Source organism: Pseudomonas sp. 1L-B-1-E-C1 (assembly GCF_057291835.1).
In genome coordinates, this window is sequence record NZ_JBXAWN010000009.1 from 246,839 (window position 1) to 270,832 (window position 23,994).

Below are 23,994 nucleotides of genomic sequence, written 5' to 3' on the forward strand. Positions count from 1 at the left end.
CTTTGTTCCTCGCGGCCACCCTCTTGATCAAAATGCGGAGTCCACCTTGCGTCTGTTCCACACCTCCGACTGGCACCTTGGGCAAAACCTGCACGGCCAGGAGCGCGATTTCGAGCACGCGTGTTTTCTCGAATGGCTGCTGCGTCAGTTGCAACTGGCGCAGCCGGATGTGCTGCTGATTGCCGGGGACATCTTCGATACGGTCAATCCGCCGGTCAAAGCTCAGGAACGCCTTTACGATTTCATCGTCAGCGCTCACGAACAGCAGCCGCTGCTGACCATCGTGATGATCGCCGGCAACCATGATTCCGGCTCGCGGATCGAGCTGCCGGCGCCGTTGATGCGGCGTTTGCGTACTCACGCGTTGGGTCGGGTGCTGTGGCTGGATGACGGGCAGCTCGACGCCGAACGTTTGTTGCTGCCGCTGCCGAATGCGCAGGGAGAAATCGCCGCGTGGTGTCTGGCGCTGCCGTTCTTGCGCCCGGCGGAAGTCACTGGCGCACATCTGGGTGACAACTATCTGCGCGGCATCGGTCAGGTGCATGAGTGGCTGATTGCGGCGGCGAATGCCAAGCGGCAGCCCGGGCAGGCGTTGATCGCTATCAGCCATGCGCACATGGCGGGCGGTTCGGTGTCGGAGGATTCCGAGCGTAGCCTGATCATTGGCAATGCCGAAGCCCTGCCCGCCAGCCTGTTCGGCGAAAGCATCAGTTACGTCGCCCTCGGCCATTTGCACAAGCCGCAGAAGGTCAACGGCGAGGAGCGCATCCGCTACAGCGGCTCGCCGATTCCGCTGTCGTTCTCCGAAATCGGTTATCAGCATCAGATTCTCGATGTGGTCCTCGAGGGTGAAACCCTGGTCAGCGTCGAGCCGAAACTGATCCCGCGCTCGGTCAATCTGCAGCGCATCGGCCCGGCGCCGCTGGCCGAGATTCTGCTGCAACTGGCCGACCTGCCGAACGTCGATCTGCTCGCCGAAACCCAACGCCAGCCCTGGCTGGAAGTGCGCGTGCGTCTTGACGAGCCGCAGCCGGATCTGCGCCATCAGGTGGAAACTGCGCTGCAAGGCAAAGCCGTGCGTCTGGTGCGCATCGCCGCTGAATACGCCGGCAATCGTGGCGCCGATGGCAGCGATGACGGCAGCACGCTGATCGAACTCGACCAACTCACCCCGCAGGAATTGTTCAGCCGCGCCTGGCTCGACAACTACGGCAGCGAGGTCGATGAGCAGACGCTCAAGGACTTCGCCGAGTTGCTGCAAGACGTGCAACTGGAGGGCGAGCAGCCATGAAGATTCTCGCCATTCGCTTGAAGAATCTCGCCTCGCTGGCCGGGCCGTTCGAGATCGATTTCACTGCTGAGCCGCTGGCCAGCGCCGGGCTGTTTGCGATCACCGGCCCAACTGGCGCCGGCAAAAGCACCCTGCTCGACGCTTTGTGCCTGGCACTGTTCGGCGCTGTGCCGCGCCTGAACAACACCGGCCGCGATGCCAAAGTCCCGGATGCTGACGGTGAAATCGCCACCGGCGACCCGCGTACGCTGCTGCGTCGTGGCACGGGCGAAGGTTATGCCGAAGTGGATTTCGTCGGCGTCGATGGCCGCCGCTATCGCGCACGTTGGGAAGCCAACCGCGCTCGCGACAAGGCTGGCGGCAAGTTGCAAGCGAGCCGGCAGAGCCTGCGCGATATCGATCAGGATCAATTGCTCGCCAGCCAGAAAGGTGAATACAAAACCCAGCTGGAAGCCGCGCTGGGCCTGAACTTCGAACAGTTCACCCGCGCTGTGCTGCTGGCGCAGAGCGAGTTCAGCGCCTTCCTCAAGGCTGACGACAACGACCGCAGTGAACTGCTGGAAAAACTCACCGACACCGCGCTCTACACCCGCCTCGGCCGCCGCGCCTTCGACAAGACCAAAGAGGCCCGCGAAGCGCACAAGCTGCTGCAGGATCAGGCTACCGGCGTGACGCCTTTGGCGCCGGAAGCTCGTGCCGAACTCGACGAGCGCTTCAACACCGCGCAGCAACAAATGAAAGCGCAACAGGCGCAGCTCAAACAGCTTGAGCAACAACACGGTTGGCTGAAGGATTTGCGTCTGTTGCAAGACGCGCAAAAAGCCGCCAGCGAACAACTGCAAACCGCGCAACAGCAATGGCAGGCACTGGCCGGCGAGCGGGTGAAACTGACGCGTCTGGAACAGCTTGGCCCGCAGCGCCATCAGTTCGCGCGCAAGGCCGAACTCGATGCACTGCTGACGCCACTGGCGGCGCAGATTGCCACGCACACCCAGCAACACGCGGCACTCGGAGAACGCCAGACGCAACTGGCGCAAAACCTCGACGCAGCAAAAGTCGCCCTCAGCCAAGCGCAACAACGGCAGAGCGAAAACGCGCCGCTGTTGCGTCAGGCATTCGATGAGCAAAGCACCCTCGCCCGCCTGATCAAGGACACTGCCAGCAGCGCCGATGCCCGGCAAGCAGCCGAGCAAGCGTTCAAGGATGGCCAGAGCGCGATTCAGGCTTTGCAGGAAAAACAGGCTGAGGTCGCCGAGCGTTTGCAACGCATCGCCACCGAGCTTGAGCAGAGTGCGCATCTGGCGCCGTTGAGCGATGCCTGGAGCGCCTACCGCGATCGCCTGCAACAACTGATGCTGATCGGCAACCGTTTAAACAAGGGCCAGACCGAACTGGCGTGTTTGGAACAAAACGCTACGCGCAGTGCTGAAGAGCTGGCCTCGCACAAACAGCAACTGGAAGTGCTGTTCAAGGAGGCCGGTGCTGAACCGGATGCGGTCGCTGAACAGATCGGCCTGCTCGGTACCTTGCTGCAGGACAACCGCAAACAGCTGCGCGCGATCGAAGACCTGTCGCGCCTGTGGGCCTCGCAACAGGATCTCGACAAGCGCAGCGCCGAGTTGCAACAACGCCAGCTCGAGGCGCAGCAACAACGCGAGCGCCTGACCCAGGACGGTGTGAAAACCAAGGCCGAGCTGACCGTCGCCGAGCAAACCCTCAGCGTCACCCGCGAACTGCTCGAGCGGCAGCGGCTGGCGCGCAGTGCCAGTGTCGAAGAGTTGCGTGCGCAGTTGCAGGACGATCAGCCCTGCCCGGTCTGCGGCAGCAACGACCATCCCTATCATCAGCCCGAAGCGCTGCTGCAAAGCCTCGGGCGCCACGATGAAAGCGAACAGGCCAATGCCCAGCAAGTGGTCGATCAGCTCAAGGAAAAACTGATCGAGCTGCGCGGCGAAGTCGGTGGCGTGATCGCGCAACAGAAAGAATTGTTGCAGCAACAGGAACAGTTGGCAGCGCAGCAGAATGCCTTGGCGCCGAGCCTTGAGGCGCATCCGCTGGCCGCGCAACTGTTCAATCAGGACGGCGACAAACGCGACGCCTGGCTCAGCCGCCAGACCGAGCAATTGAACCAGAGCATCACTCAGGACGAACAACGTCAGAGTGCGCTGCTTACCTTGCAGCAGGACGCCGCGCGCCTGTCGCAGCAATTGCGTCAGGCGGAAGCTGCGCATCAGCAAGCGACGCAACAGCTGAGCCATCAGCAGCATGAACTCAACAGCGACCGTCAGCGCCTGGAAGAGGAACTCAACGCGTTCGGCCCGCTGCTACCCGCTGACACGCTCGAAGCACTGCGCGTTGAGCCGGCCGCGACGTTCATGCAGCTGGACCGGCAGATTGCCGAGCGTCTCGCCCAGCTTGAACAGCAAAAGGAAGAACTGGGCGAGCAGCAGCAACGCCAGCAAACGTTGGAGAAAGAACAGGATCGCCAGCAGCTGCGGACTCAGCAGCTACAAAGTGCTGAGCAGCAATTCACGGCGTTGACCGAGCAGCAGCAAAGCTGTCAGGAAAAACTCGCCCAACTGCTCGGCGAACACAGCAGCGCCGAGCATTGGCAGCAGCAGCTGGAACACGCGGTGGAACAGGCGCGCAGCGCCGAGACCAGCACCGCTGAAGAGTTGCAGAGCGTGCGCACGCAGTTGGTGCAGATCGCCGCCGAACTCAAGTCTCAGCAGGAACGCCTGCAAGCACTGGAAGCTGAACACCAGGCACTCGCCGGCAAGATCGCCGAGTGGCGCGCCAGCCATCCGGAGCTGGATGACGGAGGCCTCGAAGACTTGCTGCGCTTCGACGACGCACATGTCGCCGAACTGCGCCAGACTCTTCAGCACAACGAAAAAGCCATCGAACAGGCCCAGGTCTTGTTGCAGGAACGTGATCAGCGTCTGCTCGATCATCAGGCCCGGCAGGACGGCAATCTTGACGCCGAACAGCTCGACAGTGCTCTCGCCGAACTGCAAAACCAGTTCGCCGTCAGTGAGCAGCAATGCGCCGAATTGCGCGCCGAACAGGTTGAAGACCAACGCCGGCAAAACGCCAATCAGGCGCTGGCCCAACAGATCGCCGAGGCCTACGCCGAGTACCAACGCTGGGCGCGGCTCAGTGCGTTGATCGGTTCGGCCACCGGCGACACCTTCCGCAAGATCGCCCAGGCCTACAACCTCGACCTGCTGGTGCATCACGCCAACGCGCAACTGCGCCAACTGGTCAAACGCTATCGCCTGAAACGCGGCGGCAGCATGCTCGGCCTGCTGGTGATGGACACGGAAATGGGCGACGAACTGCGCTCGGTACATTCGCTGTCGGGCGGCGAGACCTTCCTCGTGTCGCTCGCCCTTGCGCTCGGCTTGGCCTCGATGGCGTCGAGCACGCTGAAAATCGAATCGCTGTTTATCGACGAAGGTTTCGGCAGCCTCGATCCGGAATCCTTGCAACTGGCCATGGACGCGCTCGATGGCTTGCAGGCGCAGGGACGCAAAGTCGCAGTGATTTCCCACGTGCAGGAAATGCACGAACGGATCCCGGTGCAGATTCAGGTGCGGCGCCAAGGCAATGGTTTGAGTACGCTGGAGGTGAAATGAACACGCTGTATTCCTTCCGCCGCTGCCCTTACGCCATGCGTGCGCGAATGGCGCTGCGTTATGCGGGCGTGCCGGTGGAGATTGTTGAGGTCAGCCTCAAGAACAAGCCGGCGGAAATGCTCGCGCTCTCGCCCAAGGGCACAGTACCGGTGCTGAATGCCGATGGCGTGGTGATTGATGAAAGTCTGCAGATCATGCGCTGGGCGTTGGCGCAGAATGATCCGGATGATTGGTTGCTAGCCGGTGATTCGTTCGCGGCGCTGTGGATGGAGAAACTGATTGAAGGCAATGATCAGATTTTCAAATCGGCTTTGAATCGCTACAAGTACGCCGAGCGTTACCCTGAGCAACCGATGGAAGCTTATCGGGCTGAAGGTGCGTTATTTCTGCAGAAACTGGATGAGCTGCTTGAAGGACGTGACTACTTGCTGGCCGATCATCCGAGCCTCGCCGACATAGCCCTGCTGCCCTTCGTCCGGCAGTTCGCTCACGTCGATCGCGAGTGGTTCGCGCAGACGCCTTATGTTCGCTTGCAAGCCTGGTTGCAGCGCTTCATTGAGTCCGAACTGTTTACCTCAATCATGAAGAAGTAACCGGATGTAGGAGCTGCCGAAGGCTGCGATCTTTTGACTTTGCCCTGATAAAAAGCAAGATCAAAAGATCGCAGCCTTCGGCAGCTCCTACATGGGTCAGGCCAAGGCGTTGCACATGCCCAGTGCCATGCAGTCCACTTCAAACGGCCCGAGAAAATCCACCGCGACCTTGACCGGTGGATTGCCGGCCATCAGCCCCAGCGTGTTGGCGCGTTCAATGTTGTGGGCGATGTTGTGGTTGGCCTCTATGGCCCGGGCCAAGCCGCCCACCGAGCCCTGGCCGAACCCCAGCAATGAGGCGCCGTTGGTCATCAATGCCAGACTGGCGATGACCCAGAGTCTGTAGCCTTTCATGCGCCGCCGACTCCTGCGAGTTCGGCCCTGTCGACCATTGCGCTTTGCGAGCGCAGTTCGAACTGGATGCCAGGGTGGGCGACGTCGATCGGGGCTTCGAAGCTGTGTTCCATCTGCGCGCCGATGCTGACGAACAGCACCACGGCCAGGTACAGACCGATGGCCAGGTAGGCGCCGCGTTTGGCGGAAGTGAGGATTGCGCTGGCCATGGTGTTCTCCGTGGGCAAAGGTTTCGATGGCCACAGAATCAATCAAAAAAGCCGGGGCAACCACTCAGGGTTTGCAATGGTGAACATCAGCTTCGTTGATTATTTAGCCGCTCTATTTGCCGGCGAGAAAAAACCTATGAGTGGAGAACGCGTACGCGCGTAGGAGCTGCCGAAGGCTGCGATCTTTTGATTTTGCTTTGAAAAACAAGATCAAGAGATCGCAGCCTTCGGCAGCTCCTACAGGGGAATTGTGTCGATGCGCTCAGGCTTGGGTTTTGTGATCCAGCGCGGCGTAGAAGTTGGCGCTTTGTTGCAGGTATTTCTGGGTGTAGCTCTGGGTGTGGGATTTTTTGCTGGCGATTTCGACGTTGGCACCGGCTGGCAATACCACGGTGGCAGAAATGGCGGAGGCGGCGATAACGGAGAAGAGATTGAAGTTCATGGCGGTAACCCTCGTGTTCGTTTGCTTGGTTTGCCCGGTCGGGCTGTGAAACAAACGTAACGCTCGAGGGTTGCCTCCTTGAAATCTTTTGTAGCATTAGCCGTTATCAGTGCAATTAATACAACGATGCAGGCCCCGCAGACCGGGGCCTGTGGCTTATTGTCGCACTAGAAATTTCAAGTCGCTTGGCGCGTCGATCGGCAGTTTTTGCACGGTTTTGCCGAGCAGACCGGTCTTGGCATCGCGTTCGACAACGACAATCTGGTTGCTCTTCTGGTTGGCGATCAAGACGAATTTACCGCTTGGATCGAGGGCAAACTCGCGCGGGTGATCACCCTCGACCGAGCGTTTTTGCAGCTCTTTGAGCTGACCGTTCGCCGGGTCGATGCTGAACACCACCAGTTGATTGGCCGTGCCACGGTTGCTCACGTAGAGAAACTTGCCATCAGCTGAAGCATGCAGCGCAGCGCCTGCCTTGTCCGAGGTTGGCTGGCCCGCTGCCAGATCGACCAATTGCGTCTGAGTCAGCACGCCATCGTTGTAATCGAACACCGCAACCTGCGCGCTCATCTCCATGGTCAGCCACGCGTGTTTGCCGTCAGCGCTGAACAGCAGATGACGCGGGCCACTGCCGGCCGGCAAGGCTACCGAGGCGGTTTTCGCCGGGGTCAGCGGCAAGTGCGGATTGGCCTTCGGATCGTATTGATAGATGAAAACCTTGTCCGCGCCCAAGTCGTTGGAGAACACGTAGCGACCGTCCGGCGAAGACACCGTCGAGTGCACGTGGTTGGAAGCCTGGCGCTCAGGGTTGACCCGACTGGCCGGGTGGCCGCTCATCTGCACCACCGGTTTCAGCTGGCCGTCGGCGTCGACCGGCAATACCGCCAGAGTGCCGCCCGGATCTTCCATCACCGAATAATTGCTGACGAACAGATGCTTGGCATCAGCGCTGAGGCTGGAATGGGTCGGCTCGTTGCCCAGGCTCTGCACCTGATTGATCAGGCTCAGCGCATGGGTTTTCGGGTCGATGGCGTAGCTGCTGACGCGACCGACCGGGTCAGTCTGGCCCGGGCCGTTTTCGTTGACCACGAACAGGCGTTTCTGGTCTTTCGACAGGGTCAGCCACGATGGGTTTTCAGTCTTGACCACTTGCAGCGGCTTCGCATCGATCTGGCCGGTGGCGCTGTCGAACTGCATGCGATAGATGCCCTGACTGGAGCCGGCGGTGTAAGAGCCGACCAGCAACTGCAAGGTCTCGGCGCTGGCGCTGGAGAGTCCCATCGCGCCGACGCTGCCGGCCATCAGCAACGGCCAGAAGTTACGCATTTTCATTATTGTCTTCCTCATCGTCGCTGCTGCTGACTACGTCGCCGAGACACACCAGACGATGCTCGCCCGTGGTCTTGGTGTCGCTGGCATGACCGACGATCAGCCAGCTCTGCAGCGTCTCATCGAACGTCGCGGCCGCGACCTGCGCCGGGGTGAATTCCCAATGTTTGGCTTCACGGCCATCAATGCATTCGATGTGCAGGTTATCGTCCTCGTCGAGGGCGAATTCGAAGGCGTGCAGGCCATCGATTTCGACCATACCGCAGTGTTCGAGGGCGTTGAGAAGGGTTTGGGCAGTCATGGCAAACAGTCTTTCTTTGGGGGGAAAGGGCCAATGATAGCTTATGGCGCCCTGCACTTTGTGTAGGAGCTGCCGCAGGCTGCGATCTTTTGATCTTGTTTTCAAAAGCAAAATCAAAAGATCGCAGCCTGCGGCAGCTCCTACACAGGAAATCGCGGTGTTGGCTAGATCGCCTCACGCGATGGCTTGCCATCCACCAGGCGCTGGATACGCAGCGGGTTGGCGTTTTTCAGTGGCTCGGGCAGCAAGTTGTCCGGGTAGTTCTGGAAACACACCGGACGCAGGAAGCGATCGATCGCCAGCGTACCCACCGACGTGCCGCGCGCATCGGACGTCGCCGGGTACGGGCCGCCATGCACCATCGAATCACACACTTCGACACCGGTCGGATAACCGTTGAGCAGGATGCGCCCGACTTTCTGTTCCAGCAGCGGCGTCAGCTCGGCGAATTGCTCGAAATCAGACGGCTCACCAATGATCGTCGCGGTCAATTGACCGTGCAGGCCATGCAGCGCCGCGCTCAGTTGCGCCTGATCGGCCACTTCAACGATGACCGTGGTCGGACCGAACACTTCTTCCTGCAGCACTTCGTCACCGTTGATCAACAGGCTGACATCGGCTTTGAACAATTGCGGCTGCGCCTGATTGCCCTGCTGCGGATTACCGGCCAGATGCTCGATGCCGCTGTGCGTCAGAAGTTTTTCCAGACCTTTGCCATAGCTGCCGAGGGTGCCGGCATTGAGCATGGTTTGCGCCGGTTGATCGCCGATCGCAGCAGCGACCTGTTGGACAAACGCGCTGAACTGCGGCGAGCGGATACCGATCACCAGACCCGGGTTGGTACAGAACTGACCACAGCCCTGCACCACCGAAGCGGTGAGGTCACGCGCGACGGTTTCCGAACGCGTCGCAAGCGCCTGCGGCAGTACGATCACCGGGTTGATGCTCGACATTTCGGCAAACACCGGGATCGGTTGCGGACGTGCGGCAGCCATGTCGCACAGGGCGCGACCGCCCTTCAGCGAGCCAGTGAAACCAACGGCCTGAATCGCGGGATGCTTGACCAGCCATTCGCCGACGCCGCCCCCGTAGATCATGTTGAACACGCCGGCGGGCATGCCGGTTTTTTCCGCCGCACGAATGATCGCATCGGCGACCAGTTCAGCGGTGGCCATGTGGCCGCTGTGGGCCTTGAACACCACCGGGCAACCGGCGGCCAGCGCCGCTGCGGTATCGCCACCAGCGGTGGAGAACGCCAGCGGGAAGTTGCTCGCGCCGAACACCGCGACCGGGCCGAGGCCGATGCGGTATTGGCGCAGATCCGGACGTGGCAGCGGCTGACGATCCGGCAGTGCCAGATCGATGCGCGCGCCGTAGAAGTCACCGCGACGCAGGACTTTGGCGAACAGACGCATCTGGCCGCTGGTACGACCGCGTTCACCCTGAATGCGTCCGGCCGGCAGCGCGGTTTCGCGGCAGACCACGGCGACGAAATCATCACCAAGAGCATCGAGTTCATCGGCGACCGCATCGAGAAATTGCGCGCGACGTTCGGCGCTGAGGCTGCGATAGGTCGGGTAAGCCGCAGCGGCGGCTTTGGCGGCGGCGTCGACTTCTTCTGCCGTGGCCTGAATGAAATCGTGCGGCAAGGCCTCGCCAGTGCTGGCGTCGACCGAGTGCAGTTTGACGGTGCCGGCGGCGCTGCGCTGACCGCCGATGTAGTTGTGACCGAGAATCTGAGTCATGGGATCTCCTTAAAGGGTGCCGATGCTGTCCGGTTCAAAAGCTGCTTTGACCGGTGCGATACCGTTGACCAGCGGAGCGCCGAAGTCGGCCTGGCTGATCTCGAACGTGTCGCCCGGCTGGGTGCGGATGCCGTCGGCAAACGACAGGGTCGCAGTGCCGAAAAAATGAATGTGCACGTCGCCCGGACGCAGGAACTGACTGTATTTGAAGTGGTGGTATTCGAGGTTCGCCAGGCTGTGGCACATATTGGCCTCGCCGCTGAGGAACTCGTTCTGCCAGAGCACTTCGCCGTCACGCAGGATTCGGCTGGTGCCGGCAAGGTGTTGAGGCAATTCACCGGTACGAAGTTCCGGGCCATAACTGCAACTGCGCAATTTCGAGTGCGCCAGGTACAGGTAATTCTTGCGCTCCATGACGTGGTCGGAGAACTCGTTACCCACCGCAAAACCGAGGCGATACGGCTTGCCGTCGTTGCCGATGATGTACAGGCCGGCCATCTCCGGCTCTTCACCGGCGTCTTCGGCAAACGGCGGCAGCGGGAACGGCTGCCCCGGACGCACGACGATGCTGCCGTCACCCTTGTAGAACCACTCGGGCTGCACACCGGCCTGCCCCGCCGCGGGTTTGCCGCCCTCCACGCCCCATTTGAAAATGCGCATGGTGTCGGTCATCGCCGCTTCGTCACCGGCCTGCTGGTGCATCTTGTCGCGGGCCGAAGCACTGCCCAAATGGGTCAGGCCGGTGCCGCTGACCAGCATGTGCGCCGGGTCCGGGTGATCGAGTGGCGGCAGGATGCGCAGGTCTTTGACCAACTGCGCGTAGTCGTGACTGGCGCCGAGGCCGAGGGCCTGCACTTGCTGCTCAAGAGAGCCGCCGGCCTCGATCGCGGCCAGGGCCAGATCACGGACACTGCGCGCGTCCTGGACTTCGCGGAGCTGACCGTTGTCGACCACGCCGACCCGGCGCTCGCCGTTGGGTAATTCGAATTGAACCAGATGCATGATTTTCTCCTGTTCCATCAAAAACGCCGCTATCCCCTGTGGGAGCGAGCCTGCTCGCGAAAGCGGTGTATCAGTCACCAACAGCGTTGAACGTAATGGCCTCTTCGCGAGCAGGCTCGCTCCCACAGGGGCCAGTGTTGTCAGTCAGGTTCGGGTCGCGCCACGCGCACTCGCTGCGAACTGCTCGACGGGCAGCACATGCTTGCGCTCCAGCACCCGATAAACGATGCCGGTCAGAATCAGCCCGAACACCATCACGCCCGAGAGAAAGTACAACCCCGAAGCCAGATTGCCGGTGTATTCCTTCAACGCGCCGATCACAAACGGCCCGATGTAACCACCGAGGTTGCCGACCGAGTTGATCAAGGCAATCCCCGCCGCGGCACTTGCACCGGCGAAGAAGCGCCCGGGCAGAGTCCAGAAAACGGCTGTGCACGAGAACAAGGCGAACGCCACCAGACACAGCGCCGCCAGTTGCGCGACCGGCATCGACAGCCAGGCACTGAGGAACAGACCCAGCGCACCGAGTACATAGAGCACCGCCAGGTGGCCGTAGCGATCATTCAAGCGGTCGGAGCTGCGCGGAATGATCAGCAGGCCGATGATCCCGAAAATGTACGGCACTGAAGAAACGAAACCGGTGACCAGGTCGCTGCCGCCAAACTGTTTGATCAGCGTCGGCAGCCACAGGCCGAGGCCATAAATGCTCAGGGTCACGGGCAGATAGAACAGCGCCAGCAGCAACACGCGTTTGTCTTTCAGCGCATGCAGCGGATTGCCGTGACGGGTCTGGCCGTACTCCTGCAAGTCCTTTTTCAGCTCGCCGGTCAGCCAGTCTTTTTCCGCCTGATCCATCCATTTCACTTGCTGCGGACCGTCCGGCAGCCAGCGCAGCACCGGCCAGGTCAGCAGGATCGCCGGGGTGCCGATGACGATGAACAGCCACTGCCAGCCGTGCAGACCGAGGATGCCATCCATGCCCAGCAAACCACCGGACACGGGACCGGTGATCATCATCGCGATCGGTTGCGACAGGATGAACAGGCCGAGGATCTTGCCGCGATGGCGCACCGGGAACCACTGGGTGATGTAGTACAGCACGCCGGGGAAGAAGCCCGCCTCGGCCGCGCCGAGCAGAAAACGCATCACATAGAAGCTGTGCGGCCCTTGCACGAAGGCCATGCCGATGGTGATCGCGCCCCAGGTGATCATGATCCGCGCGAACCAGCGCCGCGCGCCGAAGCGTTCGAGCATCAGGTTGCTGGGAATCTCGAGAAGGAAGTAACCAATGAAGAACAGCCCGGCACCGAGGCCATAGGCGGCGTCGCCGATGCCGATGTCGGCGCCCATGTGCAGCTTGGCGAAGCCGACGGCGGAGCGATCCACATAGGCGATCAGGTACAGCAGGATCAGGAAGGGAATCAGTTTCAGTGTGATGCGCCGGACAAGCCGCAATTCCTGGCTCATGAGATCGGTCTCCGATTGTTGTTTTTATAGAACCTCGGGGGACGCCTCTCGCCAAAACAACCAGGGCCATCCCTCCGTCGAAAACGACTATATAGTAATACTAATTACCCAACAACACTTCCAAAGCGCGGATTTTGCGCTTAGATTAAGCGTCAGCTCGCAAACAATAGTCTTACAATAAGAGAATCGATCATGTCTGATAAGAAACCCACCCTGCGCTCCGCCCAATGGTTTGGCACGGCCGACAAGAACGGCTTCATGTACCGCAGCTGGATGAAGAATCAGGGCATCGCCGACCATCAGTTCCACGGCAAGCCGATCATCGGCATCTGCAACACCTGGTCGGAACTGACTCCGTGCAACGCGCACTTCCGCCAGATCGCGGAGCACGTCAAACGCGGGGTGATCGAGGCCGGTGGTTTTCCGGTGGAATTTCCGGTGTTCTCCAACGGCGAATCGAACCTGCGCCCGACCGCCATGCTCACCCGCAACCTGGCGAGCATGGACGTTGAAGAAGCGATTCGCGGCAACCCGATCGACGGCGTCGTGCTGCTTACCGGTTGCGACAAAACCACACCGGCGCTGTTGATGGGCGCGGCCAGCTGCGATGTGCCGGCCATCGTCGTCACCGGCGGGCCGATGCTCAACGGTAAGCACAAGGGCAAGGACATCGGTTCCGGCACTGTCGTGTGGCAGCTCAGCGAACAGGTCAAGGCCGGCACCATCACCATCGATGACTTCCTCGCGGCCGAGGGCGGCATGTCGCGTTCGGCAGGCACCTGCAACACCATGGGCACCGCGTCGACCATGGCCTGCATGGCTGAAGCACTGGGCACTTCGCTGCCGCACAACGCCGCGATTCCGGCGGTGGATGCGCGGCGTTACGTGCTGGCGCACATGTCCGGCATGCGCGCGGTGGAGATGGTTCGCGAAGACCTGAAACTGTCGAAAATCCTGACCAAGGAAGCCTTCGAAAACGCCATTCGCGTCAACGCTGCCATCGGTGGTTCGACCAACGCCGTGATCCACTTGAAAGCCATCGCCGGGCGCATTGGCGTCGAGCTGGACCTGGATGACTGGACCCGCATCGGTCGCGGCATGCCGACCATTGTCGACCTGCAACCGTCCGGGCGTTTCCTGATGGAAGAGTTCTACTACGCCGGTGGCTTGCCAGCGGTGCTGCGTCGCCTCGGCGAAGCCAATCTGATCCCCAATCCGAATGCCTTGACGGTCAACGGCAAATCCATCGGCGAGAACACCAAGGACGCGCCGATCTATGGCGAAGACGAAGTGATCCGCACCCTCGACAATCCGATTCGCGCTGACGGTGGCATCTGCGTGTTGCGCGGCAATCTGGCGCCATTGGGTGCGGTGCTCAAGCCGTCCGCCGCTAGCGCTGAACTGATGCAGCATCGCGGCCGCGCCGTGGTGTTCGAGAACTTCGACATGTACAAGGCGCGGATCAACGACCCGGAGCTGGACGTCGATAAAGATTCGATTCTGGTGATGAAGAACTGCGGGCCGAAGGGTTATCCGGGTATGGCCGAAGTCGGCAACATGGGCTTGCCGGCCAAACTGTTGGCGCAAGGCGTGACCGACATGGTGCGGATTTCTGATGCACGCATGAGCGGCACGGCGTATGGCACGGTGGTTCTGCACGTCGCCCCGGAAGCCGCAGCAGGCGGGCCTTTGGCGGCGGTGCAGGAAGGCGACTGGATCGAGCTCGATTGCGCCAGCGGCCGTCTGCATCTGGACATTCCCGACGCTGAACTGGCGGCGCGCATGGCCGATCTGCAAGCACCGCAGCAATTGCTGGTGGGCGGTTATCGTCAGCTGTACATCGACCACGTGCTGCAGGCGGATCAGGGTTGCGACTTTGACTTCCTCGTCGGCTGCCGCGGCGCTGAAGTCCCGCGCCACTCTCACTAACAGCGCAATTCCCCTGTGGGAGCGAGCCTGCTCGCGAAGAGGGAGTGTCAGTCGACATCTATTTGACTGATATACCGCCTTCGCGAGCAGGCTCGCTCCCACATTTGGTTTTGTGTCTGCCTCAAGATTGTCTGGTGCCTGCTATGATGCGCGGCATCTCCATCGCTCAGGATCGCGCCACTCCCCATGGATTACCGCAAACCTTCCGACCGTAAAAGCATGCACTCGCGCATCGTCCAGGAACTGGGCATGCAGATCGTCTCCGGACGCTTTTTGCCCGACGACAAACTGCCCGCCGAAGCCCTGCTTTGCGAGGAGTATGCGGTCAGTCGGCCGGTGTTGCGCGAAGCCACGCGGGTGCTGGTGGCCAAGGGGCTGGTGTATTCAAAACCTCGCGTGGGCACGGTGGTCAAGGCCCGCCGCGAATGGCACATGCTCGATCCGGACGTGCTGCACTGGCTGATGCAGAGCAGCCCGCAGAATGAATTCTTCAACGTGCTGACCAGCGTGCGCAGCATCATCGAACCGGCCGCCGCCGCCCTCGCCGCCCAGCATGCGACGGATGGCGACATCGCTGCGATCAACGAAGCCTACCAACGCATGGAAGCCGCTCCGACCCCGGAAGCGCTTTTGCAGCCGGATCTGGATTTCCATAGCCGGATTGCCGATGCAACCCACAATGACCTGCTGGCGAACCTGTGCAACATGTTGGCAGTGGCGATTGCCGAGGCGTTGAAGCATTCGAATCAACGGCCGAATCTGCATGAATTGGCGTTGCCCAGACATAAGGCGATTCTCACAGCGATCGAAAATCGCGATGCGCTCGGGGCCCGGCATGCGACGCTGGTGCAGCTGGATGATGCGCGCAGTGCGTTGAGTGTGGTGCTTGGGGCTGAGCTCTCTTAGAGCAAAGTCAAAAGATCGCAGCCTTCGGCAGCTCCTACCTTGGAATGCGTTCCCTGTAGGAGCTGCCGAAGGCTGCGATCTTTTGATCTTGATCCATAAAAAAAGCCGCACCCCCTAAAGGTTGCGGCTTTGTCATTTCAGCCTTTCAGATCAATGGGCAAACAGCGAATTGCCCTTCTGCCCCGCCAGTTTCTCCGGCTTGATCAGGAACTTGGCCAACGCCGGCAGCAGCCACAGCGCACCGAACATGTTCCACAGCAGCATGAAGGTCAGCATCAGGCCCATGTCGGCCTGGAACTTGATCGCCGAGAAGATCCACGTGCACACGCCGATCGCCAGGCACAGGCCGGTGAACAGCACGGCTTTACCGGTGGACTTCAGGGTCTGGTAATAGGCTTCCTGCAACGGCAGCCCCGCACGCAGGAAACTTTCCAGACGGCTGTAGATGTAGATGCCGTAGTCGACGCCAATCCCCACACCCAGCGCCACCACCGGCAAGGTTGCGACTTTCACGCCGATGCCCATGAACGCCATCAGCGCGTTGCCGAGCACCGAGGTCAGCACCAGCGGCAGGACGATGCACAAGGTCGCCGCCCACGAGCGGAAGGTGATCATGCACATTACCGCGACGCAGATGTACACCAGAATCAGGATGGTCAGCTCAGCCTGTTTGATCACTTCGTTGGTGGCCGCTTCGATCCCGGCGTTACCGGCGGCGAGGATGAATTCCAGGCCGTCCTTGTTGTTTTCCTTGGCGAATTCCTGCACCGCACTCACCGCACGGTCGAGGGTTTCGGCCTTGTGGTCGTTGAGAAACACCAGCACCGGTGCCAGCGAGCAACTGTTGTTGTACAGGCCGTCGGCGCGGGCGATCGAGTTGTTCAGCACATCGGGGTTGCGCGACAGGGTTTCCCATTTCAGGTTGCCCTCGTTCATGCCCTTGATCATCTGCTTGGACACGGTCACCAGCGAGATCGCCGACTGCACGCCCTCGGTGTTCTGCATCTTCCACATCAGCTGATCGATCGGCGCCATGGCTTCGTAGCGCGAGCAGCCTTCGGCCTTGGTCTTGACCATCACCACCAGCACGTCGGAGCTGGTCGAGTAGTTGCTGATGATGAAGTTGTTGTCCTTGTTGTAGCGCGAGTCCGGACGCAGTTCCGGCGCGCCCTGGTCGAGGTCGCCGATTTTCAGGTTCTGGCTGTACCAGAGGCCGCCACCGAAGGCGATCAGCGCCAGCGCCACCGAGATCGGCGCAACTTTCGGGCTGGCGAAGTTCGACAGCAGGCGCCAGAACGGGTGTTCGCGGTTGGCGTCCTTCTTGCTCTTGGCAATCGCGCGCTTGCTGATGCCGACATAGGAAATCGCCACCGGCAGCAGGATCAGGTTGGTGAACACGATCACCGCCACGCCAATGGAGGCGCCAATGGCCAGTTCACGGATCACGCCGATGTCGATGATCAGCAGGGTGATGAAGCCCACCGCATCGGCCAGAATCGCGATCATCCCCGGCAGGAACAGTTGGCGGAAGGTGCGACGTGCAGCGGTCAGGGCGTTATCGGCCTCGCTGGATTGCAGGGCGATACCATTGATTTTCTGCACGCCGTGGGAAATGCCAATGGCGAAAATCAGGAACGGCACCAGCATCGAATACGGGTCGAGCCCGAAGCCGAAGAAGTGCATCAACCCTAGTTGCCAGACCACCGCCACCAGCGTCGTACTCAACACGGCGATGGTGCTGCGCAGGCAGTTGGTGAACCACAGCAGCAGAATCAGGGTGATGACGAAGGCGACACCGAAGAACAGGACCACCATCACCAGTCCGTCGATCAGGTCGCCGACCTTCTTGGCGAAACCGACGATATGGATCTTGATGTTGGGGTTTTGCGCTTCGAACTTGTTGCGGATCTTGTCTTCGAGCTCATGGGAGAACTGGCGATAGTCCAGCGCCAGCAGCTTGCCCTGATCCTGTGGGTCCGGGTACGCCTCCAGCAGCGGGATGTCGACGATGCTCGACTTGAAATCGTTGGCCACCAGACGCCCGACCTGACCGGACTTGAGCACGTTGTTGCGCAGCAGGTCGAGGCTGTCCTGGGAGCCGTTGTAGCTCTGCGGGATCACTTCACCGCCGGCGAAACCCTCTTCGGTCACTTCGGTCCAGCGCACGCTCGGGCTCCACAGCGATTTGAGGCCGGAACGATCGACGCCGGAAATGTAGAACACTTCGTCGTTGATCTGGCGCAGGGTCTCCATGTATTCCTTGGAGAAGATGTCGCCGTCGGTGGCTTCCACCGAAATACGCACGGTGTTGCCGAGGTTCGCCAGATCGTTGCGGTGCTCCATCATCTTTTCGATGAAGGGATGCTGCAGCGGGATCATTTTTTCGAAACTGGTCGACGGCCGGATCAGCGTCGCCTGCCAGAACAGGAAAATGCTCACCACCAGGCAGATCAGGATCACGGCCGGGCGGTTGTTGAAGATCAGGCGCTCGAGAACCGTCGCCTTTTCCTGCTGAGGAGTGATCAAGGAAGTCATAGCCCCGCCTTCTTGTTATTGGTCTCGGCACCGTTTGGCTGAGTGACATGCAAACCACCCTGCCCGGTCAGAATCAGGTTGCCGTTGCCGGCGGCGGTGACCGACGACAGCGAAATGCGATCGGGGCGGTTGAACACGCTGAAGGTTTCGCCGTTGTCGCTGCTGCTGATCACCGAACCGCCGTTACCGACGATGACGATCGAACCGTCTTCGAGCAGCGTGCCGCCGGACAGTCCGAACTCCAGCGCACCGCGGGCGGCTTTCAGTTCGACTTGTTCCCAGTTACTGCCGAAATCGGTGGAACGGTAGAGATTGCCGCGCAAGCCGTAAGCCAGCAGGGTCTGCGGCTGCGCCGTGCCGATCACGCCGAACAGCGAGCCTTCGTACGGGCCTTCGAGTTTTTCCCAGGTCTGGCCGTCGTCGGCGGAGCGGAACATGCTGCCGGACTCGCCGACGATGAACAGCCCGGCATCTTTCACAGAGGCGATGGCGTTGAGGTGGAACTGGTCTTCGTTGTCGAGGCGATCGCTGACGTCGTCCCAGTGCTTGCCGCCATCGGTGGTTTCCAGCAGCGTGCCATAGGCGCCCACGGCAAAGCCGCTGTTAGCGTCTTTGAACCAGACGTCGAGCAGCGGCGATTCGCGGGCGAGGTCTTCGAATTGCTTGGTCCAGGTCAGACCGCCGTCTGCGCTGGCGAGAATCTGTGCGTCGTGGCCGACCGCCCAGCCGTTTTTGTCGTCGACGAAATACACGGCGGTAAGCAACTGGCGGGTCGGCACCTTGGCCTGGGTCCAGGTCTTGCCCTGGTCATCGGAATAGACGATGTGCCCGCGATCACCGACCGCGACCAGGCGCGCGCCGGCGTGGACGACATCGAGAATCAGGCTTTTCGCGGCCTTGGCCGATTCGGTGGCATAGACCACATCAGCCGGGGCTTCGGCGGCAATCACAGGTGCCGATAACGTGGCAAAGCCCAGCAGCGAGAGTGCTGTGGCCAGCAACGCGGTGTTGCGTAACGCCGGCGGGCGGCAACGACTCATAGACCTTCCCCTATTTATTATTGTTGGGCCATCGGGCCTTCAAGGGCGCCGCAAGGGTGCTCGACTACTGGCAGTTCAGAAGCATCCTCCTGAAACCCGCAATCCAGAGCCCCTTCGGAAGCTGGCTCATCCTATCGGGCTTTGCAAATGTCTGACAATCAGCGCCACGTTATCTTTTGTTAACCGCATTGCCGCTGATTTCCCCTTGTAGGAGCTGTCGAGTGAAACGAGGCTGCGATCTTTTGATTTTGTATTGAAAGATCAAAAGATCGCAGCGTGCCGCAGCTCCTACAAAGAAGTCGAGGTGTGGCGGAAAGCGAATACATGACCATTCGCCGGGGTGATGCGGCAAATTCCGTCAGGGGGACTTGCAGGATCGGTATTATGGTATACCATCAGACGCACAGACACTCTCAATCCCAACGGAGCAGCTCATGAGTTTCGAAATTCGCAAGATCGTCAGCTATGTCGAAGAAACCTTCATTGAAGGCGGCAAGGCGACTGACAAGCCGGTGACCATGGTCGGTCTCGCCGTGGTTATGAAGAATCCGTGGGTGGGCAACGGTTTTGTCGAAGACCTCAAGCCGCAGATCCGCGCCAACTGCTCCGACCTCGGCGCCATGATGGTCGAGCGTCTGGTCGGCATCATCGGCGGCGCCGAGAAGATCGAGGCCTACGGCAAAGCGGCAGTGGTCGGCGCTGATGGCGAGATCGAGCACGCTTCGGCGGTGATCCACACCCTGCGCTTCGGCAACCACTATCGCGAAGCGGTGAAAGCCAAGAGCTACCTGAGCTTCACCAACAAGCGCGGCGGACCGGGCACGTCGATTCAGATCCCGATGATGCACAAGGACGACGAGGGCCTGCGTTCGCACTACATCACCCTGGAAATGCAGATCGAAGACGCGCCGCGTGCCGACGAAATCGTGGTCGTGCTGGGTTGCGCCGACGGTGGCCGCCTGCACCCGCGCATCGGCAACCGCTACATCGATCTGGAAGAACTGGCCGCCGAAAAAGCCCAGTAATCACAACAAGAAAGGCATTGCAGGAGCGCTCCATGATTCGGCTCACCGCTGAACTCACCCCGGCTGGCACCAGTTACCTGGCGACCGGCCAAGGCCAGCCCGTGGTCTTGATCCACGGCGTGGGCCTGAACAAAGAAATGTGGGGCGGGCAGATTGTCGGCCTCGCCAGCCAGTATCAGGTGATCGCCTACGACATGCTCGGCCACGGCGCCAGCCCGCGTCCGGCCAGCGGCACCGACCTGCTCGGTTATGCTGATCAACTGCTCGAGCTGCTCGATCACCTGAATCTGCCCCAGGCCGCGGTGATCGGTTTCTCCATGGGCGGCCTGGTCGCGCGGGCCTTTGCCCTGCACTACCCGGAGCGTCTGCAAAGTCTGGTGGTGTTGAACAGTGTGTTCAACCGCAGCGAAGAACAGCGCGCCGGCGTTATCGCCCGCACCGCGCAGGCCGCCGAGCATGGCCCGGACGCCAATGCCGAAGCCGCGCTGTCACGCTGGTTCAGCCGTGAATATCAGGCGGCCAACCCGGCGCAGATCGCTGCGTTGCGTCAGACGTTGGCCAACAACGATCCGCAGGGTTACCTGACCACCTACGAATTGTTCGCCACCCAGGACATGTACCGCGCCGACGACCTGAGCAGCATTCAGGCGCCGACGCTGATCGCCACCGGCGAACTCGACCCCGGCTCGACGCCGGAAATGGCCGAGCAACTGGCCCGACGCATCCCCGGTGCGAGGGTTGCCGTGCTGCCCGAGCAACGGCATATGATGCCGGTAGAGTCGCCGCGTCTGGTCAACCAGATGCTGCTGGAATTTCTCCAATTCGCACACTCCCGACAAAACCATATAAAGGGGATCGTTGCATGACACTCGCACGCTTCCAGATGTGCATCGGCGGAGACTGGGTCGACGCCCTCTCCGGCAAGACCTTCGAAAGCCTCAACCCGGCCTCCGCGCAGGCCTGGGCCGAATTGCCTGACGCCGATGAAGCGGATGTCGAACGCGCCGTGCAAGCGGCACAGACTGCTTTCGACAGCCCGGCGTGGCGTGGCCTCACCGCCACCGCGCGCGGCAAACTGCTGCGCCGTCTCGGCGACCTGATCGCCGAAAACAAAGAACAACTGGCGCAGCTGGAAAGCCGCGACAACGGCAAGCTGATCCGCGAAACCCGTGGCCAGGTCAGCTACCTGCCGGAGTTTTTCCACTACACCGCAGGCCTGGCCGACAAGCTCGAGGGCGGCACCCTGCCGCTGGACAAGCCAGACCTGTTTGCCTACACCGTGCACGAAGCCATGGGTGTGGTCGCCGCGATCATTCCGTGGAACAGCCCGCTGTACCTGACGGCGATCAAACTGGCGCCGGCCCTCGCCGCCGGCAACACCATCGTGATCAAGCCGTCCGAACACGCTTCGGCGACCATTCTCGAGCTGGCGCGCCTGGCCCTAGAAGCCGGGATTCCGCCGGGCGTGGTCAACGTCGTCACCGGTTACGGCCCGAGCACCGGCGCCGCCCTCACCCGCCATCCGCTGATCCGCAAGATTGCCTTCACTGGCGGCGCGGCCACGGCACGGCATGTGGTGCGCAGCAGCGCCGAAAACTTCGCCAGGCTGTCGCTGGAACTGGGCGGCAAGTCGCCGAATATCATTTTTGCCGACGCCGATCTGGACAGTGCGATCAACGGCGCGATTGCCGGGATCTACGCGGCATCCGGGCAGAGTTGCGTGTCCGGTTCGCGTCTGCTGGTGCAGGACGAAATCTACGACGAGTTCGTCAATCGTCTGGTCGAGCGCGCCCAGCGCATTCGCATCGGCAACCCGCAGGAAGACCATAGCGAGATGGGCCCGATGGCCACCGCGCAGCAACTGGCGGTGGTCGAAGGTCTGGTCGCCGATGCCATTGCCGAAGGCGCGCGTTTGCGCACCGGTGGCAAGCGCCCGGCAGATCTCGGCGAAGGCTGGTTCTACGAGCCGACGCTGTTCGAATGCGACCGCAATTCGATGAAGATCATGCAGGAAGAAGTATTCGGCCCGGTGGCGTCGGTGATTCGTTTCAAAGACGAAGCCGAAGCACTGGCGATCGCCAACGACTCGCAGTTCGGCCTCGCCGCCGGCATCTGGACCCGTGACCTGGGCCGCGCCCACCGACTGGCGCGCGATGTGCGCTCGGGAATTATCTGGGTCAACACTTACCGCGCAGTGTCGGCGATGGCGCCGATCGGCGGCTTCAAGAACAGTGGCTATGGACGCGAAAGCGGCATCGACTCGGTGCTGGCCTACACCGAACTGAAAACGGTGTGGATCAACCTTTCCCAGGCGCCAATGCCTGATCCGTTTGTGATGCGCTAGGAGTCCTGCGAAATGATCGAACCCGGCATTTACAAAGACGTCATGAGCTCGTTTCCGTCCGGCGTCACGGTGGTCACCACCCTTGACCCGGAGGGCGGCATCGTCGGCATTACTGCCAGCGCCTTCAGCGCGCTGTCGATCGACCCGGCGCTGGTGCTGTTCTGCCCCAACTATGCGTCCGACACCTACCCGGTGCTGCGCGACAGCAAGAAATTCGCTATCCACTTGCTCTCTGCCGAGCAGACCGCCGAAGCCTACGCGTTCGCCGGCAAGGGCAAGGAAAAGGCCAAGGGCATCGAGTGGCATTTGAGCGATTTGGGAAACCCGATTCTGGCCAAGGCGACGGCGATCATCGAGTGCGAGTTGTGGCGTGAGTACGACGGTGGTGATCACGCAATCATCGTCGGCGCAGTGAAGAACCTGATCCTGCCCGAGCAACCGGTGACACCGATGATTTATCACAAGGGCAAGTTGGGTGCGTTGCCCACCCTGACCTGAAGGATTCACACAAATCCCCTGTGTAGGAGCTGCCGAAGGCTGCGATCTTTTGATCTTGTTTTCAAAAGTCAAAGTCAAAAGATCGCAGCCTTCGGCAGCTCCTACACGAGGGATCTGTGGTGACTGGAGGAATAATGAGTAACGAAAAGTACGAAAAAGGCCTGCAGATCCGCACGCAGGTGCTCGGCGAAGCCTACGTCCAGCGTTCGATAGACAACGCCGACGACTTCACCCGTCCGCTGCAGGAAATGGTCACCGAATACTGCTGGGGCCATGTCTGGGGGCGCGAGGGTCTGTCGCTCAAGGAGCGCAGCATGATCAACCTGGCGATGATCTCGGCGCTCAACCGCCCGCACGAACTCAAGCTGCATGTGCGTGGCGCCTTGCGTAACGGCCTGAGTCGTGAGCAAATACGCGAAATTCTGCTTCAGGTCGGCATTTATTGCGGCGTTCCGGCGGCCGTGGACAGTTTCCGGCTGGCCCGTGAAGCCTTTGCCGAAGCCGACGCCGAGGCCTCCAGTTAACCCTCGGCTGTTTTGATGCCCGTCTGGCATGGACAGCCAAGCTCAAGAGCGGACCCCATGAAACGCCAGCCACTCGACGACAGCTTCAAGGTCAATCGCAACCCCGTTACCCTGCGCGAAATCGTGCTGGACAAACTGCGTAGCGCGATCATGAATTTCCAGCTCATGCCAGGTGATCGCCTGGTCGAACGCGACCTGTGCGATCGCCTCGGCGTCAGCCGCACTTCGGTGCGCGAAGCCTTGCGTCACCTCGAATCCGAAGGCCTGGTGGAATTCGCCGACGCCAAAGGCCCGCGCGTGGCCATCATCACCCTCGCCGATGCCGTCGATATCTACGAATTGCGTTGCGTGCTCGAAGGTCTGATCGTGCAGTTGTTCACCCTGCGTGCCAAAGCCAAGGACATCAAGGCGCTGGAAAAAGCCCTCGATGACAACCGCAAGGCGTTGAAGGACGGCGAGTTGCAACAGGTGATCGACTCGGTGCAGGGCTTCTACGACGTGCTGCTGGAAGGCTCGGGCAACCATGTCGCTGCCACCCAGTTGCGCCAGTTGCAGGCGCGCATCAGCTACCTGCGCGCGACCTCGGTGTCCCAGGAAAACCGCCGCGGCGCGAGTAATCACGAGATGGAAAAAATGGTCGAGGCGATCAAGAGCGGTGATCCGCTGGCGGCGCATCAGGCGTGTGTCGATCACGTCCGCGCGGCCGCTGCCGTGGCCCTCGATTACCTCAAGCGCAAACAGGAAGAAACCGGCGTCGCCGTCAAAGGTACCCCGGCGATCACCCTGCCGATCGCGCTGAAAGAACCGCGCATAGGTCAATGA

The 23,994-nt window shown here is 61.0% G+C and carries 21 protein-coding genes; 11 read left to right on the forward strand and 10 right to left on the reverse strand.

Features of this window, described 5'->3' with window-relative positions:
- The first annotated feature begins 46 nt into the window (after positions 1–46).
- The 3 genes from AC0Z4S_RS17540 to AC0Z4S_RS17550 are packed head-to-tail and all read left to right on the forward strand — an operon-like array spanning position 47 to position 5,522.
- Positions 47–1,291 carry an exonuclease SbcCD subunit D C-terminal domain-containing protein gene (locus AC0Z4S_RS17540; RefSeq protein ID WP_485623924.1) on the forward strand — a complete coding sequence of 415 codons (1,245 nt, stop codon included), beginning with the start codon at positions 47–49 and terminating at the stop codon, positions 1,289–1,291.
- The gene (locus AC0Z4S_RS17545; RefSeq protein ID WP_485623926.1) at positions 1,288–4,929 is read left to right on the forward strand and encodes an AAA family ATPase; all 3,642 of its coding nucleotides are present in this window, start codon (positions 1,288–1,290) and stop codon (positions 4,927–4,929) included. The genes AC0Z4S_RS17540 and AC0Z4S_RS17545 overlap by 4 nt, the downstream gene beginning before the upstream one ends.
- On the forward strand, positions 4,926–5,522 hold the full coding sequence (locus tag AC0Z4S_RS17550) for a glutathione S-transferase (RefSeq protein ID WP_485623928.1): 597 nt from the start codon (positions 4,926–4,928) through the stop codon (positions 5,520–5,522). The genes AC0Z4S_RS17545 and AC0Z4S_RS17550 overlap by 4 nt, the downstream gene beginning before the upstream one ends.
- 96 nt (positions 5,523–5,618) lie before the next feature.
- Here the strand turns inward: AC0Z4S_RS17550 and AC0Z4S_RS17555 are convergent, their stop codons facing one another.
- The 8 genes from AC0Z4S_RS17555 to AC0Z4S_RS17590 all read right to left on the reverse strand — a co-directional run bounded on the left by AC0Z4S_RS17555 (position 5,619) and on the right by AC0Z4S_RS17590 (position 12,371).
- Positions 5,619–5,876: a hypothetical protein gene (locus tag AC0Z4S_RS17555; protein ID WP_039763921.1), complete on the reverse strand. Its 258-nt coding sequence runs from the start codon at positions 5,874–5,876 to the stop codon at positions 5,619–5,621.
- Entirely contained in the window at positions 5,873–6,085 is a 213-nt protein-coding gene (locus tag AC0Z4S_RS17560; RefSeq protein WP_042606783.1) for a hypothetical protein, read from the reverse strand. The genes AC0Z4S_RS17555 and AC0Z4S_RS17560 overlap by 4 nt, the downstream gene beginning before the upstream one ends.
- A 262-nt stretch (positions 6,086–6,347) precedes the next feature.
- Positions 6,348–6,527 carry a hypothetical protein gene (locus tag AC0Z4S_RS17565; protein WP_016775003.1) on the reverse strand — a complete coding sequence of 60 codons (180 nt, stop codon included), beginning with the start codon at positions 6,525–6,527 and terminating at the stop codon, positions 6,348–6,350.
- Positions 6,528–6,683: 156 nt separating this feature from the next.
- Positions 6,684–7,859, reverse strand: coding sequence for a lactonase family protein (locus tag AC0Z4S_RS17570; RefSeq protein WP_485623929.1), 1,176 nt, complete (start codon positions 7,857–7,859; stop codon positions 6,684–6,686).
- On the reverse strand, positions 7,846–8,157 hold the full coding sequence (locus AC0Z4S_RS17575) for a DUF5629 family protein (protein WP_485623930.1): 312 nt from the start codon (positions 8,155–8,157) through the stop codon (positions 7,846–7,848). The genes AC0Z4S_RS17570 and AC0Z4S_RS17575 overlap by 14 nt, the downstream gene beginning before the upstream one ends.
- A 164-nt stretch (positions 8,158–8,321) precedes the next feature.
- Positions 8,322–9,902, reverse strand: coding sequence for an aldehyde dehydrogenase (NADP(+)) (locus AC0Z4S_RS17580; RefSeq protein ID WP_485623932.1), 1,581 nt, complete (start codon positions 9,900–9,902; stop codon positions 8,322–8,324).
- Positions 9,903–9,911: 9 nt separating this feature from the next.
- Positions 9,912–10,904: an AraD1 family protein gene (gene araD1 / locus AC0Z4S_RS17585; RefSeq protein ID WP_485623933.1), complete on the reverse strand. Its 993-nt coding sequence runs from the start codon at positions 10,902–10,904 to the stop codon at positions 9,912–9,914.
- A 144-nt stretch (positions 10,905–11,048) separates the two neighbouring features.
- The gene (locus tag AC0Z4S_RS17590; protein ID WP_065616194.1) at positions 11,049–12,371 is read right to left on the reverse strand and encodes an MFS transporter; all 1,323 of its coding nucleotides are present in this window, start codon (positions 12,369–12,371) and stop codon (positions 11,049–11,051) included.
- 192 nt (positions 12,372–12,563) lie between these two features.
- Here AC0Z4S_RS17590 and AC0Z4S_RS17595 point away from each other — a divergent pair, with 192 nt between their 5' ends.
- Together AC0Z4S_RS17595 and AC0Z4S_RS17600 are read left to right on the forward strand one after the other, a co-directional pair.
- Complete coding sequence (locus AC0Z4S_RS17595) at positions 12,564–14,300, forward strand: IlvD/Edd family dehydratase (RefSeq protein ID WP_252880372.1); 1,737 nt, start codon at positions 12,564–12,566, stop codon at positions 14,298–14,300.
- Between the two features lie 186 nt (positions 14,301–14,486).
- Positions 14,487–15,206, forward strand: a complete 720-nt coding sequence (locus tag AC0Z4S_RS17600) for a FadR/GntR family transcriptional regulator (protein ID WP_485623935.1) — start codon at positions 14,487–14,489, stop codon at positions 15,204–15,206.
- Between the two features lie 150 nt (positions 15,207–15,356).
- Here AC0Z4S_RS17600 and AC0Z4S_RS17605 read toward each other — a convergent pair whose 3' ends face one another.
- Positions 15,357–17,741, reverse strand: coding sequence for an efflux RND transporter permease subunit (locus tag AC0Z4S_RS17605; protein ID WP_137214977.1), 2,385 nt, complete (start codon positions 17,739–17,741; stop codon positions 15,357–15,359).
- Positions 17,738–18,781: a WD40/YVTN/BNR-like repeat-containing protein gene (locus AC0Z4S_RS17610; RefSeq protein ID WP_485623936.1), complete on the reverse strand. Its 1,044-nt coding sequence runs from the start codon at positions 18,779–18,781 to the stop codon at positions 17,738–17,740. The genes AC0Z4S_RS17605 and AC0Z4S_RS17610 overlap by 4 nt, the downstream gene beginning before the upstream one ends.
- Positions 18,782–19,215: 434 nt before the next feature.
- Between AC0Z4S_RS17610 and AC0Z4S_RS17615 the strand changes: the two genes are divergently transcribed.
- From AC0Z4S_RS17615 to AC0Z4S_RS17640, 6 genes are all read left to right on the forward strand, one after another.
- Entirely contained in the window at positions 19,216–19,806 is a 591-nt protein-coding gene (locus tag AC0Z4S_RS17615) for an amino acid synthesis family protein (protein ID WP_007968626.1), read from the forward strand.
- Positions 19,807–19,838: 32 nt separating this feature from the next.
- The gene (locus AC0Z4S_RS17620) at positions 19,839–20,672 is read left to right on the forward strand and encodes an alpha/beta fold hydrolase (RefSeq protein WP_485623937.1); all 834 of its coding nucleotides are present in this window, start codon (positions 19,839–19,841) and stop codon (positions 20,670–20,672) included.
- Positions 20,669–22,150, forward strand: a complete 1,482-nt coding sequence (locus AC0Z4S_RS17625) for an aldehyde dehydrogenase (RefSeq protein ID WP_485623938.1) — start codon at positions 20,669–20,671, stop codon at positions 22,148–22,150. Before AC0Z4S_RS17620 ends, AC0Z4S_RS17625 begins: the two co-directional genes overlap by 4 nt.
- 12 nt (positions 22,151–22,162) lie before the next feature.
- On the forward strand, positions 22,163–22,648 hold the full coding sequence (locus AC0Z4S_RS17630) for a flavin reductase family protein (RefSeq protein WP_485623939.1): 486 nt from the start codon (positions 22,163–22,165) through the stop codon (positions 22,646–22,648).
- A gap of 134 nt (positions 22,649–22,782) precedes the next feature.
- Entirely contained in the window at positions 22,783–23,172 is a 390-nt protein-coding gene (locus AC0Z4S_RS17635; RefSeq protein ID WP_039763896.1) for a carboxymuconolactone decarboxylase family protein, read from the forward strand.
- A gap of 57 nt (positions 23,173–23,229) precedes the next feature.
- Positions 23,230–23,994 (forward strand): GntR family transcriptional regulator, encoded by a 765-nt coding sequence (locus AC0Z4S_RS17640; protein WP_042606770.1) that lies wholly within the window; start codon positions 23,230–23,232, stop codon positions 23,992–23,994.